General features: G+C 67.4%; 13 protein-coding genes and 1 pseudogene. 7 read left to right on the top strand and 7 right to left on the bottom strand.

The window, feature by feature from the left end; all coding sequences use genetic code 11:
* Positions 1-15 precede the first annotated feature (15 nt).
* Together SLW55_RS02815 and msrA are read left to right on the top strand one after the other, a co-directional pair.
* Complete coding sequence (locus SLW55_RS02815) at positions 16-537, top strand: SgcJ/EcaC family oxidoreductase (RefSeq protein ID WP_320744511.1); 522 nt, start codon at positions 16-18, stop codon at positions 535-537.
* Between the two features lie 103 nt (positions 538-640).
* Positions 641-1,290: pseudogene (gene msrA / locus SLW55_RS02810) on the top strand (peptide-methionine (S)-S-oxide reductase MsrA).
* Between the two features lie 86 nt (positions 1,291-1,376).
* Here msrA and SLW55_RS02805 read toward each other — a convergent pair.
* The gene (locus tag SLW55_RS02805) at positions 1,377-2,606 is read right to left on the bottom strand and encodes a hypothetical protein (RefSeq protein ID WP_320744509.1); all 1,230 of its coding nucleotides are present in this window, start codon (positions 2,604-2,606) and stop codon (positions 1,377-1,379) included.
* A gap of 192 nt (positions 2,607-2,798) precedes the next feature.
* The gene (locus SLW55_RS02800) at positions 2,799-3,368 is read right to left on the bottom strand and encodes a type 1 glutamine amidotransferase family protein (protein WP_267097087.1); all 570 of its coding nucleotides are present in this window, start codon (positions 3,366-3,368) and stop codon (positions 2,799-2,801) included.
* A 415-nt stretch (positions 3,369-3,783) separates the two neighbouring features.
* On the opposite strand from SLW55_RS02800, the gene SLW55_RS02795 reads away from it, so the two are divergent.
* Complete coding sequence (locus SLW55_RS02795) at positions 3,784-4,389, top strand: Vps62-related protein (RefSeq protein ID WP_152238569.1); 606 nt, start codon at positions 3,784-3,786, stop codon at positions 4,387-4,389.
* An 81-nt stretch (positions 4,390-4,470) separates the two neighbouring features.
* Here the strand turns inward: SLW55_RS02795 and SLW55_RS02790 are convergent, their stop codons facing one another.
* The 5 genes from SLW55_RS02790 to ahpC form a co-directional block, all read right to left on the bottom strand.
* Complete coding sequence (locus SLW55_RS02790) at positions 4,471-5,439, bottom strand: transaldolase (protein WP_320744507.1); 969 nt, start codon at positions 5,437-5,439, stop codon at positions 4,471-4,473.
* 46 nt (positions 5,440-5,485) lie between these two features.
* On the bottom strand, positions 5,486-5,917 hold the full coding sequence (rnk, locus tag SLW55_RS02785) for a nucleoside diphosphate kinase regulator (RefSeq protein WP_017915104.1): 432 nt from the start codon (positions 5,915-5,917) through the stop codon (positions 5,486-5,488).
* Positions 5,918-6,027: 110 nt separating this feature from the next.
* Positions 6,028-6,981 carry a LysR substrate-binding domain-containing protein gene (locus tag SLW55_RS02780; protein WP_320744506.1) on the bottom strand — a complete coding sequence of 318 codons (954 nt, stop codon included), beginning with the start codon at positions 6,979-6,981 and terminating at the stop codon, positions 6,028-6,030.
* 151 nt (positions 6,982-7,132) lie between these two features.
* Positions 7,133-8,725, bottom strand: a complete 1,593-nt coding sequence (gene ahpF / locus SLW55_RS02775) for an alkyl hydroperoxide reductase subunit F (protein ID WP_320744504.1) — start codon at positions 8,723-8,725, stop codon at positions 7,133-7,135.
* A gap of 162 nt (positions 8,726-8,887) precedes the next feature.
* Positions 8,888-9,454: an alkyl hydroperoxide reductase subunit C gene (gene ahpC, locus SLW55_RS02770; protein WP_010341941.1), complete on the bottom strand. Its 567-nt coding sequence runs from the start codon at positions 9,452-9,454 to the stop codon at positions 8,888-8,890.
* A 240-nt stretch (positions 9,455-9,694) separates the two neighbouring features.
* On the opposite strand from ahpC, the gene prmC reads away from it, so the two are divergent.
* The 4 genes from prmC (at position 9,695) to SLW55_RS02750 (ending at position 14,862) form a co-directional block, all read left to right on the top strand.
* Positions 9,695-10,528, top strand: coding sequence for a peptide chain release factor N(5)-glutamine methyltransferase (gene prmC / locus SLW55_RS02765; RefSeq protein WP_320744502.1), 834 nt, complete (start codon positions 9,695-9,697; stop codon positions 10,526-10,528).
* Positions 10,529-10,571: 43 nt separating this feature from the next.
* Positions 10,572-11,276, top strand: coding sequence for a hypothetical protein (locus SLW55_RS02760; protein ID WP_320744501.1), 705 nt, complete (start codon positions 10,572-10,574; stop codon positions 11,274-11,276).
* A gap of 383 nt (positions 11,277-11,659) precedes the next feature.
* On the top strand, positions 11,660-12,505 hold the full coding sequence (locus SLW55_RS02755) for a hypothetical protein (RefSeq protein ID WP_320744499.1): 846 nt from the start codon (positions 11,660-11,662) through the stop codon (positions 12,503-12,505).
* The gene (locus SLW55_RS02750; protein WP_320744497.1) at positions 12,502-14,862 is read left to right on the top strand and encodes a hypothetical protein; all 2,361 of its coding nucleotides are present in this window, start codon (positions 12,502-12,504) and stop codon (positions 14,860-14,862) included. The genes SLW55_RS02755 and SLW55_RS02750 overlap by 4 nt, the downstream gene beginning before the upstream one ends.
* Positions 14,863-14,903: the final 41 nt, after the last annotated feature.

Here is a 14,903-nt window from a genome sequence, read left to right as displayed (position 1 = left end):
AAACGGAGACTTCCCATGCGTCGCATCCTGTTCGCCCTGGCACTGGGCCTGACCACCACCTCCGCCGCGCTGGCCGCGCCGGCGATGCACTACGACGGCCAGCCGGCGACGCCGGCCAGCAGCGCCGAACGCGAGATCGCCGGCCTGTTCGACCGCTGGAACGCGGCGCTGGCCACAGGCAATCCGCAGCGCGTGGCCGACCTGTACGCCCGCGACGGCGTGCTGCTGCCCACCGTGTCCAACCAGGTGCGCGCCAGCCGCGCCGAGATCGAGGACTACTTCAGCCACTTCCTCGCCGCCAAGCCGCGCGGGGCCATCAACTACCGCCAGGTGCGGCTGCTCGACGACGACAGCGCGGTCGACGCCGGCGTCTACACCTTCACCCTGAACAATCCTGACGGCAGCACCCGCCAGGTGCAGGCGCGCTACACCTTCGTCTACGAAAAGCGCGACGGGCGCTGGCTGATCATCAACCACCACAGCTCGGCGATGCCGGAACCGGTCGCCGCCGCCACGGCCAGCGCCGCAGCGAAGTGAACGTCGCGCCTGTCACCGCCGCCGCGGTGGTCGGGCGCACTTGAAAGCGGACTCCGGCAGCGCCATCCACACGACATCGTCGTCGCTGCCAGGAGTCCATGCCATGTTGGGAATCGGTGCCTTCAAGCAGCGCCTGCCGCGCCCGGGCGAGAGCCTGCCGGGACGCGCGCAGCCGCTGCCGCTGCACAACCGTCACTTCGTCAATGGCCACCCCTTGCGCGATGCCTTTGCCGGCCTGGAGCAGGTGCAGTTCGGCCTGGGCTGTTTCTGGGGCGCCGAACGCAAGTTCTGGTCGCTGCCCGGCGTGTTCAGCACGGCGGTCGGCTACGCCGGCGGCGAGACGCCCAATGCCACCTATCGCGAGGTCTGCTCCGGCCAGACCGGCCACACCGAGGCGGTGCTGGTGGCGTTCGACCCGCAGACCGTGCGCTTCGAGCAGTTGCTGCAGACCTTCTGGGAAAGCCACGACCCGACCCAGGGCATGCGCCAGGGCAACGACACCGGCACCCAGTACCGCTCGGCGATCTACTGCACCACCCAGGCGCAGTACGAGGCCGCGCTGACCAGCCGCGACGCCTACCAGCAGCGCCTGGACGCCGCCGGCTACGGCCCCATCACCACCGAGATCCGCTTCCCGGCGCCGCCGTTCTACTACGCCGAGGACGAGCACCAGCAGTATCTGGCCAAGAACCCGGGCGGCTACTGCGGCCTGGGCGGGCCGGGGTGAGTTGCCCGATCGGGCTGGAGGCCTGAACGATCGCACCTGCGCGTCGTTCGCGCAGGATGCTGTCGCCATCGAGGGTCACGGCGACCGCGGGTGACGTCTCGACGCGAGCCCGTTACTTCGCGGCGCGCGAATCGCGCGTGCTCGCGGCGACGGGCCGCAGCCGTGCCGCATAGCCGGACAGTTGCAGCGCCTTGCGTGGCGACAGGTCGGCCTTGAGCCGTTCGATCGCCGCGTCGCCGTCGCGGCTGCGGCCGAGCGCGTAGTCGGTCCGCGCCAGTTCCAGCGTCGCGCGCTGGCGGACCGTCAGATTGCCGAAGGGATCGAAGAACGAATCCACGCGGGTGCGGTCCTGCACGCCGGTCCAGCCGAATGCCAGCTCGGCTGGAGTTTCCTCGGCGAGCCGTGCGTAGCGCCGCCGTGCTTCGGCCGGTGCGAGCTGGCCGCTCAGCAGGGCCAGGCGGATCCGCAACAGCGCCGTTTCGGCGGCCGGCGCGTCGGCGGCGTAGGCAGCCAGGACGCGGCTCATCCATGCCCAGTCGACGTTGCCGGTCTCGGCCTGGGTGCCGAGCAGGTTGAAGGCGAGGATCGCGGCGCGCTGCGTCGCGGTGGCGGCGCGCTCGACCGCGTCCGCAGTGGGGCGCCCCAGCGTCGACGGCTGCACCAGCGCGATCGCCGGGTCGTGCGCAAGGATCGCCTCCAGGTCCGGTTTGTGGAAATAGCCCACCACGACCAGCACGGTCTTGCCCGGATGCGCCAGCGCTGCGGCGCGGATGCGCTGGGCCTGCAGGAAGGTGCGGTACAGGTACAGGCGTCGCGGCAGGTCCTGGTCGGCCCGCGGCGCCGGCGTCTGCGCCCACTTCCGCACCGCGGCCACGTTCTCGGCCGCATCCGCCGCAAAGAAGTCGCGCTGCAGGGCGGCCTTGTCGGGGAACGACAGGAAGCCCTGGAAGCCCTGTTCGCGGCGCAGTTCCAGCGGGGTGTCCAGGTCCACGCCGAAGCCGAGTCTGGCGTCCTCCACCGGCGGCATCCAGTCGATCGGACAGAGGGCGACGGGATGCGCCGCAGCGTACGGCAGGATCACGCCCTGCACCTCGTAGGTGTATTCGTAGTAATCGCCGCGCGCCGCCTGCTCCGGCGGGCGTTCGATACAGATCGCGTCCGGCGCGAGTTGCTCCAGGAACGCCGCGAGCAAGCCCGGCTGGTCGCGTTCGGAAACCAGTTGCGCCGCGTGCTCCACGCCCAGGATCGCGACCCGGGTCGGTGCCGGTGTGGCGGCCATGCCGGTGGCGTTGGCGGCGGCCAGCGCCAGCGAAAACAAATAACGCGCCATCCATCCGCGCATGCGCCTTCTCCTGTCGACGTCGTGGAAGCACCCTGCTGGCGCGCTGGCATGCGTGACCGCCGTTGCGTCACGCCCGCCAAGGGTCGATCGCGACGCCGCGCTCAGCCGCCGATGGCGTACCACGCGGTGCGTGACGACAAGTGTAGTCATGCGACGCCACCGCAGTCTGCATGACAGGTGGCACTGGTCGCGCTACACGAACTCGGCCGCGAACATCTGCCGCATCTGCGCGATCTGCTCCTCGCGTTCGGGGTGCAGCAGGCGCAGGCATTCCTCGGCGAAACTGACCGGGCTGGTGCCGGGGGCGGTGATCAGGCCGCCGGCGCTGACCACGCGGCGCTCCTGGTAATGCGCGCTGCCGGCGTAGACGCCGGCGTGCTCGCGCAGGAAGGCTTCGGAATTGCTGGTGTGCGGGCGGCTATCGAGCAGGCCGGCGTAGGCCAGCGCCAGGGTCGCCCCACAGATCGCCGCCACGCCGCGGCCAGCCTCCAGGCGCTGCTGCAGCAGTGCGCTCAGTCCTGGAATCTCGCCGGCCTGCCAGCGGTCGCTGCCGGGCAGCAGCCACAGGTCGGCGTCCAATGGCGCCAGGTCCGACAGCGCATAGGTGGGGTGCAGCTCCAGCCCGCCGATCGAGGTGATGGGCTTGCCGTCGATGCTGGCGATCTGGATCGTGTCGCCGAACCAGGCCCGCGCTGCCGGCAGGATCGTGCCGATTTCCCAGTCCGCCACGCCGTCCACCATCACCACTGCGATCGTTGCCATTGCCTTGCCTCTGCACGCGGGGAGGCAGCATAGCCGGGAAGACGTCGCCGCTGCGCCAAACGCACGGCGACGACCGGGCGCGATGGCCTGTCATGCGGCACCCTGCCCGGAGGAGCGACGTCGCCCCGGCGTATGGTTCGACTATCCCGGGCGCCGCCCGGCCAGTCATGGTGCGGCGCGTGCACAAGCGGCCATGCAAGCGGCCATGAAGTCGATGTGGCATGTCTTGCAACCACGGTGTGCAAAAAGCATGTTACAAACCGTGCGGTCGCACCTGTGCCGGGCGAGGACGACGCACGGTGTGAAAGGGGGAGCGGAATTTCGAGATCGGAGCACGGCGCCGACGAGGCTGCGGTTCGTCGATGCCTGTGTCTTCGCCTGCGTGGTTCGATGGTTCGTATCTGGAGAACAGGTGATGAGCTTTCTCTGTCAGGGCGTCTGCAACAGTTTCGACCTCAACAAACAGATCACCGACCAGGGAAGCCGTTCGGGACGGGAAATCAGCTTCTGGCATCCGCTGGTGAGCGGCATTGGCCATGGCGAGGATTATTTCTACATTGGCCTGTACGCGACCAATAACTACGCCAATCCGCCGTCCCCATCCGGTCCGGTGGTCGTGTTGCAGGAATACGATTCCGACAAGAATCTATGCCTGAGCGCGCCCCTCGGCTTCACGACCGTGTGGGAGTGCGAAGGCAACGACAGTCCCTGCAATCTCGGCATTTACAACCTGCAGGCGCCGGCCGGATACATCGCGCTCGGGTCGATCGCGGTGGCGGATTTCAATACCCCGCCAAGCCTTGCCGACTACCCGAGCCTGATGTGCGTGCGCGACGAATTCTGCCAGGTGGTCACGCTGGGCAAGGAAAACCTGATCTGGGACAACGCGGAGTCCGGCGCCGACCGCAACGTGCTGGTGTGGCAGCTTCCGTACTCCGGCGCGTGTTTCGCCCGTGGCTATCAGCGCAGCCAGGGGTATCCGACGGATATTCAGACCTTCGACCTCATGCTGCCGCCCTGACCGAGCCTGCCGCGCGCGTGTCGGGGACAGAAAAAGAGCGGCGTCGCCGCCGCTCTTTCGTTGCCGTGATGTGCGCGACGCTCAGCCGACCAGCTTGTGCCGGATCGTGTCGCGCAGCGCCTGCAGATCCTTGGCGAAGGTGTCGATGCCGCCGGCCAGCTTTTCGGTGGCCATCGGGTCGGCGGCCAGGTCGGCGGCGAAGCGCTTGACGTCGATCGGCTCGATCTTGGCGCCGTCGGCCTGGCCGGGCGAGAGCTTGCGCGGCAGCGGGCCGTGGTCGGCGTCGAGCTTTTCCAGCAGGTCCGGCGAGATGGTCAGGCGGTCGCAGCCGGCCAGCGCCTCGATCTGCGCGGTGGAACGGAACGAGGCGCCCATGACCACGGTCTGCGAACCGCGGCGCTTGAACTCGTCGTACACGCCGCGCACGAACTGCACGCCCGGGTCCTCGTCGATGGTCGCCGGGGTCTGGCCCTTGGCCACGTACCAGTCGAGGATGCGGCCGACGAAGGGCGAGATCAGGAACACGCCGGCCTCGGCGCAGGCCAGGGCCTGGGTGCGGTTGAAGATCAGGGTCAGGTTGCAGTCGATGCCGTCCTGCTGCAGCTGCCGCGCCGCCTCGATGCCTTCCCAGGTCGCGGCGACCTTGATCAGGATGCGGTCCTTGGGGATGCCGCGCTCGGCGTACATCGCGATGAACTTGTGCGCCTTGGCGATGGTGGCGGCGGTGTCGTGGGCCAGGTCGGCGTCCACTTCGGTGGACACGCGGCCGGGCACCAGCGCGCTGAGCTTGGCGCCGACGCCGATGGTCAGGCGGTCGGCGATCTCGTCGACCAGGGCGGTGTAGTCGCCGTCCTGGCCGCGCGCCCAGGCCAGCGCCTCGTCGATCAGGTCGGCATAGACCGGCAGGTCCAGCGCCTTCTTCACCAGGGTCGGGTTGGTGGTGCAGTCCACCGGCTTGAGCCGCTTGATCGCGTCGTAGTCGCCGGTATCGGCCACGACCACGGACAACTCGCGCAACTGGGCGAGCTTGGAGGGGGCGGAAGAGGTCATCGGTATCTCTCGGGAACGAGTGGGAACAAGGATAGGGCCGCGCACGTTAACGCGCTGCGCGCGCATTGTCGTCGTCGGCGCGCTGCACCGCGGTCACGCGCAGGCGCAGCGGGCGTCCGCCGGGCGCCTGCCAGTCGATCGACTGGCCCACGGCCAGGCCGAGCAGGGCGCTGCCGACCGGGGCCAGCACCGAGATGCGCGCATGCGCGGCATCGGCTTCGTGCGGATAGACCAGGGTCAGCTGATGGCGTTCGCCGTGCAGTTCGTCTTCGCACTCCACGCGGGAATGCATGGTGACGATGCCGGGGGGAATCTGGTCGGGCGCCATCACGGTGGCGCGGTCGAGTTCTGCGCCCAGCGCTTGCGCGGCCGGGTGCTGGTGCAAGGCAGGGGAGTCGAGCAGGGCTTCCAGGCGCGCGAGGTCGCGGCTGGAGACGATCAACGAGGGCGGCAGGCCGCTGTGGTGTTGCGAGGTCATGGACAGGCTCCGGTTGGATGGCACAACGAACGGAGGCGGCACCGCGCCGCCCCCGTTCCCATTGTGCAAGCAAGCCGGCGCCGATGCGACGTCGCGGCCGGTCGGCCTGTTCAGGCCACCTGGCGCGGCGCCTGGTCCGGCAGCGACGCCTGCGCCGGCAGCGTGAACAGCTCCTCGGGCAGTGCACCGAACAGGTGCGCCAGTTGCTGCAGGAACGCGCCCATCGCCGAACTGCGCCGCCACAGCATGGCGATGCGCCGGCTCGGCCCGCCGTCGGGCGCGAACGGGAGCAGGCGCAGGTTCGGCGGATTGGCCACCGGCGGCTGCACCGCCAGCAGCGGCAGCAGGGTCACACCGACGTTGGCGGCGACCATCTGCCGCAGCGTCTCCAGGCTGGTGGCCTGGAACTCGGCTTTCTCCAGCGCGCCGGACAGGTGGCACACCTCCAGCGCCTGGTCACGCAGACAGTGCCCGTCCTCGAGCAGCAGCAGGCGTTGCGCGTGCAGTTCGTCCATGGTCAGCGGGGTCGGCCGCCGCGCCAGCGGATGCTGCTCGGGCACCGCCAGCACGAACGGTTCCTCGAACAGGAATTCGGCATGCAATTGCTCGTCGTGCAACGGCAGCGCCAGCAGCGCCGCGTCCAGCCGGCCCTCGCGCAAGCGGGTCAGCAGCACGTCGCTCTTCTCTTCGATCAGCAGCAGTTCCAGCTGCGGGAAGCGCGCGCGGATGCGCGGGATCACATGCGGCAGCAGGTACGGGCCGAGCGTCGGGAAAATGCCCAGGCGCACGGTGCCGGCTTCCGGATCCTGGCTGCGCCGCGCCGCCTCCTTCATCTGCTCGATCTCGGCGACGATGCCGCGCGCGCGGCTGGCGGCCTCGCGCCCGGCCGGGGTCAGCATGACCTTGCGCGGCGCGCGCTCGACCAGCGGCACGCCCAGTTCGTCCTCAAGCTTCTTGATCTGCGTGGACAGCGTCGGCTGGCTGACGAAGCAGGCCGCGGCGGCGCGCCCGAAATGCTTGTGATCGGCCAGCGCCACCAGGTATTTCAGATCACGCAGGTTCATCAGCGGGTTCCTCGGAACGCAGCGGCGGGAGGTGACGCAGGGTCACAGCATAGAGCGTGTGGCGCACATGCCGGCGAGACAGATGGACGCGCACGGTGGAGATCGCACGCCCTGGTCCCGCGCCGGCGAAGCGGCACGGGACGGATGCGGATCAGGCCGCTTCGGCCACGTCGCCGCTGGCGACCGGTGCGCTGTGCCGGATCAGGTGGTCGAACGCACTCAGCGCCGCCTTGGAACCTTCGCCCATGGCGATGATGATCTGCTTGTACGGCACCGTGGTCGCGTCACCGGCGGCGAACACACCCGGCAGCGAGGTCTGGCCGCGGTCGTCGACCACGATCTCGCCACGCGGCGACAGCGCCACCGTGCCCTGCAGCCATTCGGTGTTCGGCAGCAGCCCGATCTGCACGAAGATGCCTTCCAGCGCCACGCGATGCACATCGCCGCCGACGCGGTCCTTGTAGACCAGGCCGGTGACCTTCTGGCCGTCGCCGAGCACCTCGGTGCTCTGCGCGTTGACCAGGATGTCGACGTTGCCCAGGCTACGCAGCTTGCGCTGCAGGACTTCGTCGGCGCGCAGCTTGCTGTCGAACTCGACCAGGGTGACATGGCTGACGATGCCGGCCAGGTCGATCGCCGCTTCCACGCCGGAGTTGCCGCCGCCGATCACCGCCACGCGCTTGCCCTTGAACAGCGGGCCGTCGCAGTGCGGGCAATAGGCCACGCCCTTGTTGCGGTACTGGTCTTCGCCGGGCACGTTCATCTGCCGCCAGCGCGCGCCGGTGGACAGGATCACCGTGCGGCTCTTCAGCGAGGCGCCGTTGGCCAGCTTGACCTCGACCAGGCCGTCGGCACCGGCCGGCACCAGCTGTTCGGCGCGCTGCAGGTTCATGATGTCCACGTCGTACTGGCGCACGTGCTGCTCCAGCGCCGCGGCCATTTTCGGGCCTTCGGTCTCCTGCACGGAGATGAAGTTCTCGATCGCCATGGTGTCCAGCACCTGGCCGCCGAAGCGCTCGGCCGCCACGCCGGTGCGGATGCCCTTGCGCGCGGCGTAGATCGCCGCCGCCGCGCCGGCCGGTCCGCCGCCGACCACCAGCACGTCGAACGGCGCCTTGGCCGCGATCGCCGCCGCATCGCGCTTGGCCGCGCCGGTGTCGAGCTTGGCCACGATCTGCTCCAGGGTCATGCGGCCCTGATCGAAGACTTCGCCGTTGAGGTAGACGGTGGGCACCGACATGATCTGCCGCGCCTCGACCTCGTCCTGGAACAGCGCGCCGTCGATCGCCACGTGCTGGATGTTCGGATTCAACACCGCGGCCAGGTTCAGCGCCTGCACCACGTCCGGGCAGTTCTGGCAGGACAGCGAGAAATAGGTTTCGAAGCGGTACTCGCCGGGCAGGTTGCGCACCTGCTCGATCAGTTCGGCGGTGGCCTTGGACGGGTGGCCGCCGACCTGCAGCAGCGCCAGCACCAGCGAGGTGAACTCGTGGCCCATCGGCAGGCCGGCGAAGCGCAGGTGGATGTCGTGGCCGGGGCTGTTCAGCGCGAACGAGGGCGCGCGCTCGCCGCTGTCGCGGTGCACGTCCAGGGTGATCTTGTCCGACAGCAGCACCAGGTCCTCGAGCAGGTCGAGCATCTCGCGCGACTTGGCGCCATCGTCCACCGACGCGGTGATGTGGATGGGCCGGACGACCCGCTCCAGGTAGGCCTTCAACTGGGTTTTCAGATCGGCATCCAACATGGCGGACTCCTGACGTTGGGCAAAGCGAGGGGGAGGCACGCTGCCGGAGCAGCGCGCTGCGAAGAGGGGAGGAGGGATGAACCGCAGCCGGCGCCGGCGCGCGATGCCGGCTGCGGTTCACCCCCACCCCCGCCGCGAGGCGGAGATGGGAGCGCGGGCGGCTTAGATCTTGCCGACCAGGTCCAGCGACGGCTTCAGGGTCTTCTCGCCTTCCTTCCACTTGGCCGGGCAGACCTCGCCCGGGTGCGAGGCGACGAACTGCGCGGCCTTGAGCTTGCGCAGAGTCTCGGTGACGTCGCGGGCGATCGCGTTGTCGTGGATCTCGAGGGTCTTGATCACGCCTTCCGGGTTGATCACGAAGGTGCCGCGCAGGGCCAGGCCTTCTTCCTCGATGTGCACGCCGAAGGCGCGGGTCAGCTGGTGGGTCGGGTCGCCGACCAGCGGGAACTGGGCCTTGCCCACCGCCGGGGAGGTCTCGTGCCACACCTTGTGCGAGAAATGGGTGTCGGTGGTGACGATGTAGACCTCGGCGCCGATCTTCTGGAACTCGGCGTAATGCTCGGCGGCGTCTTCCACTTCGGTCGGGCAGTTGAAGGTGAAGGCGGCCGGCATGAAGATCAGCACCGACCACTTGCCCTTCAGGTCCGCGTCGGTGACTTCGATGAATTCGCCATTGCGGTAGGCGTTGGCCTTGAACGGCTGGACCTGGGTGTTGATCAAAGACGACATGGAGTTTCCTCGTGGTTGCAATAGGGGTCGGGGGATGGAACAAGGCTCATGATAGGGGGCGCCGATAGATCTCTCAAATCGATTGATGGAATTGAATAGATAGGTTTCCCCTATCGATTCCCAAGCCTGGCTCTTTGCTGCACTGCCGCGCGAACAGCGCGTCAGCCGCCCAGGGCGCATGGGCGTCGGTCCGTTCTACCACGTTGGCTTTTCCGCGCTCGCTGCGTCATCGTGACAGCGATGAATGCGCCCACCCCCGAATCCCTGCTGCGCGACGCCTGCACCCAGGTCGAGCGCGGCGATGCCGAAGCCTTGCTGCTGCACGCCCTGCAACGCGACCGTGCGTGGCTGTTCGCGCACGCCCGCGATCCGTTGGCGGACGAGGTGGCGGATGGGTTTCAGGCGCTGCTCGCCCGGCGTGTACAGGGCGAGCCGGTGGCCTACCTGACCGGCCGGCGCGGCTTCTGGACCCTGGACCTGGCGGTCGGACCGGCCACGTTGATCCCGCGCGCGGACACCGAGCGGCTGGTGGAACTGGCGCTGGAGCGACTGGATCCGGCGCCGGGCCGGCGCATCGCCGACCTCGGCACCGGCAGCGGCGCGATCGCCCTGGCCCTGGCCAGCGAGCGCCCGCAGGCGCAGGTGACGGCCACCGACCTCAGTACAGCCGCCCTGGCGGTCGCGCAGGCCAATGCGCACGCGCACGGCCTGGGCAACGTCGCCTTCGTCCATGGTGCCTGGCTGGCGCCGCTGGCCGGCCAGCGCTTCGATCTGATCGCCAGCAACCCGCCGTACATCGCCGCCGGCGATCCGCACCTGCAGCAGGGCGACCTGCGCTACGAACCGGCCAGCGCGCTGGCGTCCGGCCCCGATGGGCTGGACGACCTGCGCCGGATCGTCGCCGATGCGCCGGCGCATCTGCTGCCCGGCGGCTGGCTGCTGCTGGAACACGGCTGGGACCAGGGCGCGACGGTGCGCGCGCTGCTTGAGGCGGCCGGCTTCGCGGAGGTGGCGACGTATCAGGACCTGGAGGCGCGCGATCGGGTCACGCTGGGGCGCCAGCCGCTGGCCTGACCCGCCGGCGCCGGGGTATGGTGCGTGGGTAACGATGCCGGACATGGATGACCCGCAATGTTCACCCTCAGTCGCCTTTCGAATGCGATTACCGCCCACGCCCGCCGTGGCACAGACGGGTGCGCGGCATGCCGAGGGTGCGTGGATCCCTGCCGGCGTGACCGCTCGTCGCAGGCCCCGTCTCAGAATCCTGCGCGCACTCGCTGTCGCTGCCATCCTCGTGGCTGGCGCGGGCTGCTCCAACGGCATCGACGTCGGCAACGATGGCGCAACCGGGCATCTGAATCCGCACCCGGTCAAACGCTACGAGGTCATCGCCACGTCCCATGCGCCGGGGCCGTGGGATGCGTTCGAGGGCGCCTACATCGGATACGACGTCGTCAATAAGAAGTGCGTTCCGATGATCCCCTTCATTGGTCAACAGCAAGTCCCCAATACCGGACTCGACGTTCCGATGACCCGCGTAGACGACCATACGTGGAGGGGGTATTTCTACCGTGATGCGCTGCAGGATGAGGATTACTTCAAGCTTGGGGTGTGCCATTGGGACGTCACGAGCGTGAGCGCCAGTGCGATTGCTCAGGGCCTGAGGTTTGCGTGGAGCGGCTCTATGGAGAAGATTCTGCGCGAAGGTGGAGGGACCAGGTATTTCAAGAAGGTCGCGCATGGGGATAAGTCCCTGGTCCCTTACGGGGCACAGGATTTCGATCCTGCTGATCCTGAAGTGCTACAGCATCCGGACGCGTAGTTCTCTGTCACCCTCGCTGTCAGGGAGGCCCAGCCATGAAGGGGATTGATCAAGCGGTTGCCGATGCGGCCAACGACGCGTATGTGAATCGTCCTCGAAGCGATATCGCTGCAAGAAGCAGGTGCATTCAGGTGAGAGGCGCTACTGGGTTTTCGGCTTTTCCAGTGGCTCAGCTACAGGCTTCCAGTCAGTTATGTAACCAATACCTGACGCTGCCGCATGCCGGTATCAGAGCCCGATGGCGATTCATCAGGAAAATCCGGGCCATGGATGTGGGTCAGGATCTCACTTGTACCCTTTGCGCGATGGGCAGTGGCGACATGGTTTCCAGCGAGTAAGATCGCAGTCGCAACTTGGAGTCTTGATAAAGGAGAGGTGGCGCGATGAGCGACGAAAAGAGCACGTACAGCGACAATCCCTATCGTCCACGCGCCCGCACGATGCGCGATGCGCAACTCCTGCGCGACATGGGCAGCATCAATGCGGACGTCTACGCCAGGCTCGGCGCGCTGCCGCGTGGTGGGGTGCCGATTGCGCCCTGGAGCAAGCCGAGACTGCCATTGCCACCAGACCCCACTGCCGCGCTGCCTGCGGCCTATCCCCCCGAGGACGATACGATGAAACTGCACCACCTGGCCGCTGCCGCCATTATGCCCCTGGCCGCGACCGCCGCCGGTTGTTCGAAAGGTATCGATGTTGGCAACGACGGTGCGACCGGGCATCTGAATCCGCATCCGGTCAAGCGCTACGAGGTCATCGCCACGTCAAATGCGCCGGGACCGTGGGATTCTTTCAAGGGTGCTTACATTGGATATGACGTCATCAATAAGAATTGTGTGCCGATGATGCCAGTTCTTGGCGAGCAGCATGTGCCTAACACCGGGCTCGATATTCCTATGGTCCAGGTGGATGACCACACATGGAAGGGATATTTTTATCGCGATGCCCTGCTGGATGAAGATTATTTCAATCTCGGGGTTTGCCACTGGGATGTGACAAGTGTGGGTGTTAGCGCGATTGGCAAGGGTGTGAAATTCGGTTGGGGAGGGTTGTTGGAAAAAATCTTGCGCGAGGGTGGTGGGAAAAGCTATTTCAAGAATAGTTCTTATGGGGATCCTGCTTTGGTTCCCTATGGTGCGCTAGAGTTCCAGTCTGACGATCCCGAGGTTCTTAAAGACCCTGATGCTTATTTCCCAGTGACGATCACTGTTAAGGAAGTCAAGTCATGAAAGTCATTGATCAAGCGTTAGCTGATGCAAGTAATGACTCGTATGCCAACCGATCACAGCGTGATGTGGGCGATAACAATAGATATGTTTCTCTGGATGGCCAGGGTTATAAGATATTTGGCTATGCCAGTGATCCGGCTACCGGCTTTCACGCAACTGCGTATCAAAGCGTTGCGTCGCCTCACAATGTTATTGTCGCGTACCGAGGTACTGATCCTGGTCTATTTTCAGGTAAGAGTGTTTCGGAAAAAGCGGACCACGCGCTGACGACGCTGCAGGACATCGCCGTCGATGCAAAGATGGTGCGAGATACCGTCAACGCGCAGAGGTCTGCGGCCGACGCGTTTACAGCGCAGATGATCGCCAAAGCGGCTGCGCAGGGCATCCCGAAAACCCAGATATTCGCTGCCGGCCACTCCCTGGGCGGCGCATTGGCGGAACTCCAGGCCGCCAAATATGGCCTGCGCGGCGCCACCTACAACGGCTTCGGCGCGGCGGACATGATCGATGGCCCGCCGCAGCCGGGCTTCCAGCTCACCAACTACCGCATGGCCGGCGACGTGGTGAGCGCGGCCAGTCCGCATGTCGGCAAGGTGGTGTCGCTGGCCAGCGAAGAGGACATCCAGAGCCTGCGGGCCGGCCGCTACCTGGATGCGCCGCCCGGGTCGGCGCCGCCAAACGCGCTGATCGCGATGCGGCTGAGCGACCACGGCGGCCAGCAGCACTTCAGCAGCGACAGTCCGGACAATATCCTGCAACCCCAGCGTTTCCAGGAAGCGACGCAGCGCTACGCGGCGAACAAGGACGCCATCGACCGCTTCGGCAGCGATGTGTCCTTCGCACGCGCCGAACTGTCCGAGTCGCTGCGGCAGATGCGCGGGAACGACGGGCAGGGCCAACTGTCGCCGAATCTGCGGCGGCAACTCAACGAGTACCTCGTGCTCAACGCCGATCCCCCCATTCGCGACACCATCGCGCGTGGCGCGCCCGTGCGCGGGGTTGCCGACGGCCTGCAACACGGTGCCGATGCCGTGCGCGCCGGCGGTCGCTACGTGCAAGCGCTGGACGAACGTATCGCGATCTTGGCGCGGGAGGGCGGGCGCCTTACCGCGCCCTTCATCCCGGTTGCGCCGCTGGCTGGACATGTGGTGGGCGAAGCCGCCCGTCTGCACGGTCAAGGTGCGGATGCGGCGGCGCGGTGGGTGGGCGGCGGGCTGGAATCGGCCAAAGGCGCCGTGGAGCGAGGCGCGCATGCGGCTGCCGACGCCGTGGTGGAGCGGATCCATGATCCTCGCTTCCAGGCGGGCGTGGCCAACGTCGCCAATCACATCGTCGATGCCTACGATGGCGCGCGGGTCGCGGCGCAAACCGCCACGCAGACGTATCAGCTCGGCAAGCAGGCGGTCTCCGATGGGATCGACCGGGCCGAACGTGCGGTGGCGCAAACCTACGACGCAACCAAGCACGTGGTGACCGAAGGCGCCCAGCAGGTCGGTCGTGCCGCCACCCAGACCTACGACGCCGCGAAGCATGTGGTGACTGAAGGCGCGGAGCAGGTTGGGCGCGCGGCCACTCAAACCTACGGTGCGGCGAAGCACGTGGTCATAAACGGTGTGGAGCATGTCGAGCGCACTGTCACGCAGACCTACGACGCGTCCAAACACGTAGTGACCGAAGGCGTTGCGCAAGCTGGACGTGCGGCCACCAGTGTCTATGATGCGGCGAAGCAAGCGGCCGACAGCGCCGCGCGGGTTGGTACGCACGCGTACGAAGCCGCAAGACAGACCGCCACGCAGGGCATCGATGCCGCCAAGCACGCGGCGGGCAAGGCCTACGACACGCTGACCCATCCCGGGCAGTGGTTCCAGCGCAGCGCGCCGGCCGCCGCGCCCGCGCAGCTGCAGGCGCCAGCAGCGGCGCATCCGCATGGGGCGGTGGCGACGCCTGCGTCCGGAGCCCACATGGCACCGTCGGCCGCACAAACCTATGAGCGTGCGCAGACGCTGGGTGCGCTGTCTGCGTCCGATCAGGCCATGTTCGCGCGCATCCGCAAGGACGTGCCGGCGCAGATCGGCGATGCGCACGTCGCGCAGGCGATGCTCGGCGCCAAGCAGGCCGGCATCGCCGGCGCCGACAAGATCGACCGGGTGCAGATGGCCGGCGACACGCTGTGGGTGTCCGGCACCACGCCGGGCTTCCGCGCCGCCACGGACGTGGCGCAGGCTGCTGCACCGATGCACGAGACGGTGCAGCAGGCGCAGGCGTTCAACCAGCAGCGCGCGCAGCACCTGGCCATGGAAGCGCAGCAGCGGTTGCAGGACGCCCCTGGCGGCAGAGGCGCGCCGGCGATCGGTTGATCCCGACCCCGGTTGGCCGATCGGCGCTGCGCCAGGTCCGT

The sequence above is a fragment of the Xanthomonas sp. LF06-19 genome (assembly GCF_034105425.1).
GTDB lineage: Bacteria > Pseudomonadota > Gammaproteobacteria > Xanthomonadales > Xanthomonadaceae > Xanthomonas_A > Xanthomonas_A sontii.
This window is presented reverse-complemented; position numbering and strand designations above follow the sequence as displayed.

Excerpts from the sequence above, each read along its gene's own strand:
- SLW55_RS02815 (WP_320744511.1), top strand. The coding sequence starts at position 16 with ATGCGTCGCATCCTGTTCGCCCTGGCACTGGGCCTGACCACCACCTCC.
- SLW55_RS02805 (WP_320744509.1), bottom strand. The coding sequence starts at position 2,606 with ATGCGCGGATGGATGGCGCGTTATTTGTTTTCGCTGGCGCTGGCCGCC.
- SLW55_RS02800 (WP_267097087.1), bottom strand. The coding sequence starts at position 3,368 with ATGGCAACGATCGCAGTGGTGATGGTGGACGGCGTGGCGGACTGGGAA.
- SLW55_RS02795 (WP_152238569.1), top strand. The coding sequence starts at position 3,784 with ATGAGCTTTCTCTGTCAGGGCGTCTGCAACAGTTTCGACCTCAACAAA.
- SLW55_RS02790 (WP_320744507.1), bottom strand. The coding sequence starts at position 5,439 with ATGACCTCTTCCGCCCCCTCCAAGCTCGCCCAGTTGCGCGAGTTGTCC.
- rnk (WP_017915104.1), bottom strand. The coding sequence starts at position 5,917 with ATGACCTCGCAACACCACAGCGGCCTGCCGCCCTCGTTGATCGTCTCC.
- SLW55_RS02780 (WP_320744506.1), bottom strand. The coding sequence starts at position 6,981 with ATGAACCTGCGTGATCTGAAATACCTGGTGGCGCTGGCCGATCACAAG.
- ahpF (WP_320744504.1), bottom strand. The coding sequence starts at position 8,725 with ATGTTGGATGCCGATCTGAAAACCCAGTTGAAGGCCTACCTGGAGCGG.
- ahpC (WP_010341941.1), bottom strand. The coding sequence starts at position 9,454 with ATGTCGTCTTTGATCAACACCCAGGTCCAGCCGTTCAAGGCCAACGCC.
- prmC (WP_320744502.1), top strand. The coding sequence starts at position 9,695 with ATGAATGCGCCCACCCCCGAATCCCTGCTGCGCGACGCCTGCACCCAG.
- SLW55_RS02760 (WP_320744501.1), top strand. The coding sequence starts at position 10,572 with ATGGATGACCCGCAATGTTCACCCTCAGTCGCCTTTCGAATGCGATTA.
- SLW55_RS02755 (WP_320744499.1), top strand. The coding sequence starts at position 11,660 with ATGAGCGACGAAAAGAGCACGTACAGCGACAATCCCTATCGTCCACGC.
- SLW55_RS02750 (WP_320744497.1), top strand. The coding sequence starts at position 12,502 with ATGAAAGTCATTGATCAAGCGTTAGCTGATGCAAGTAATGACTCGTAT.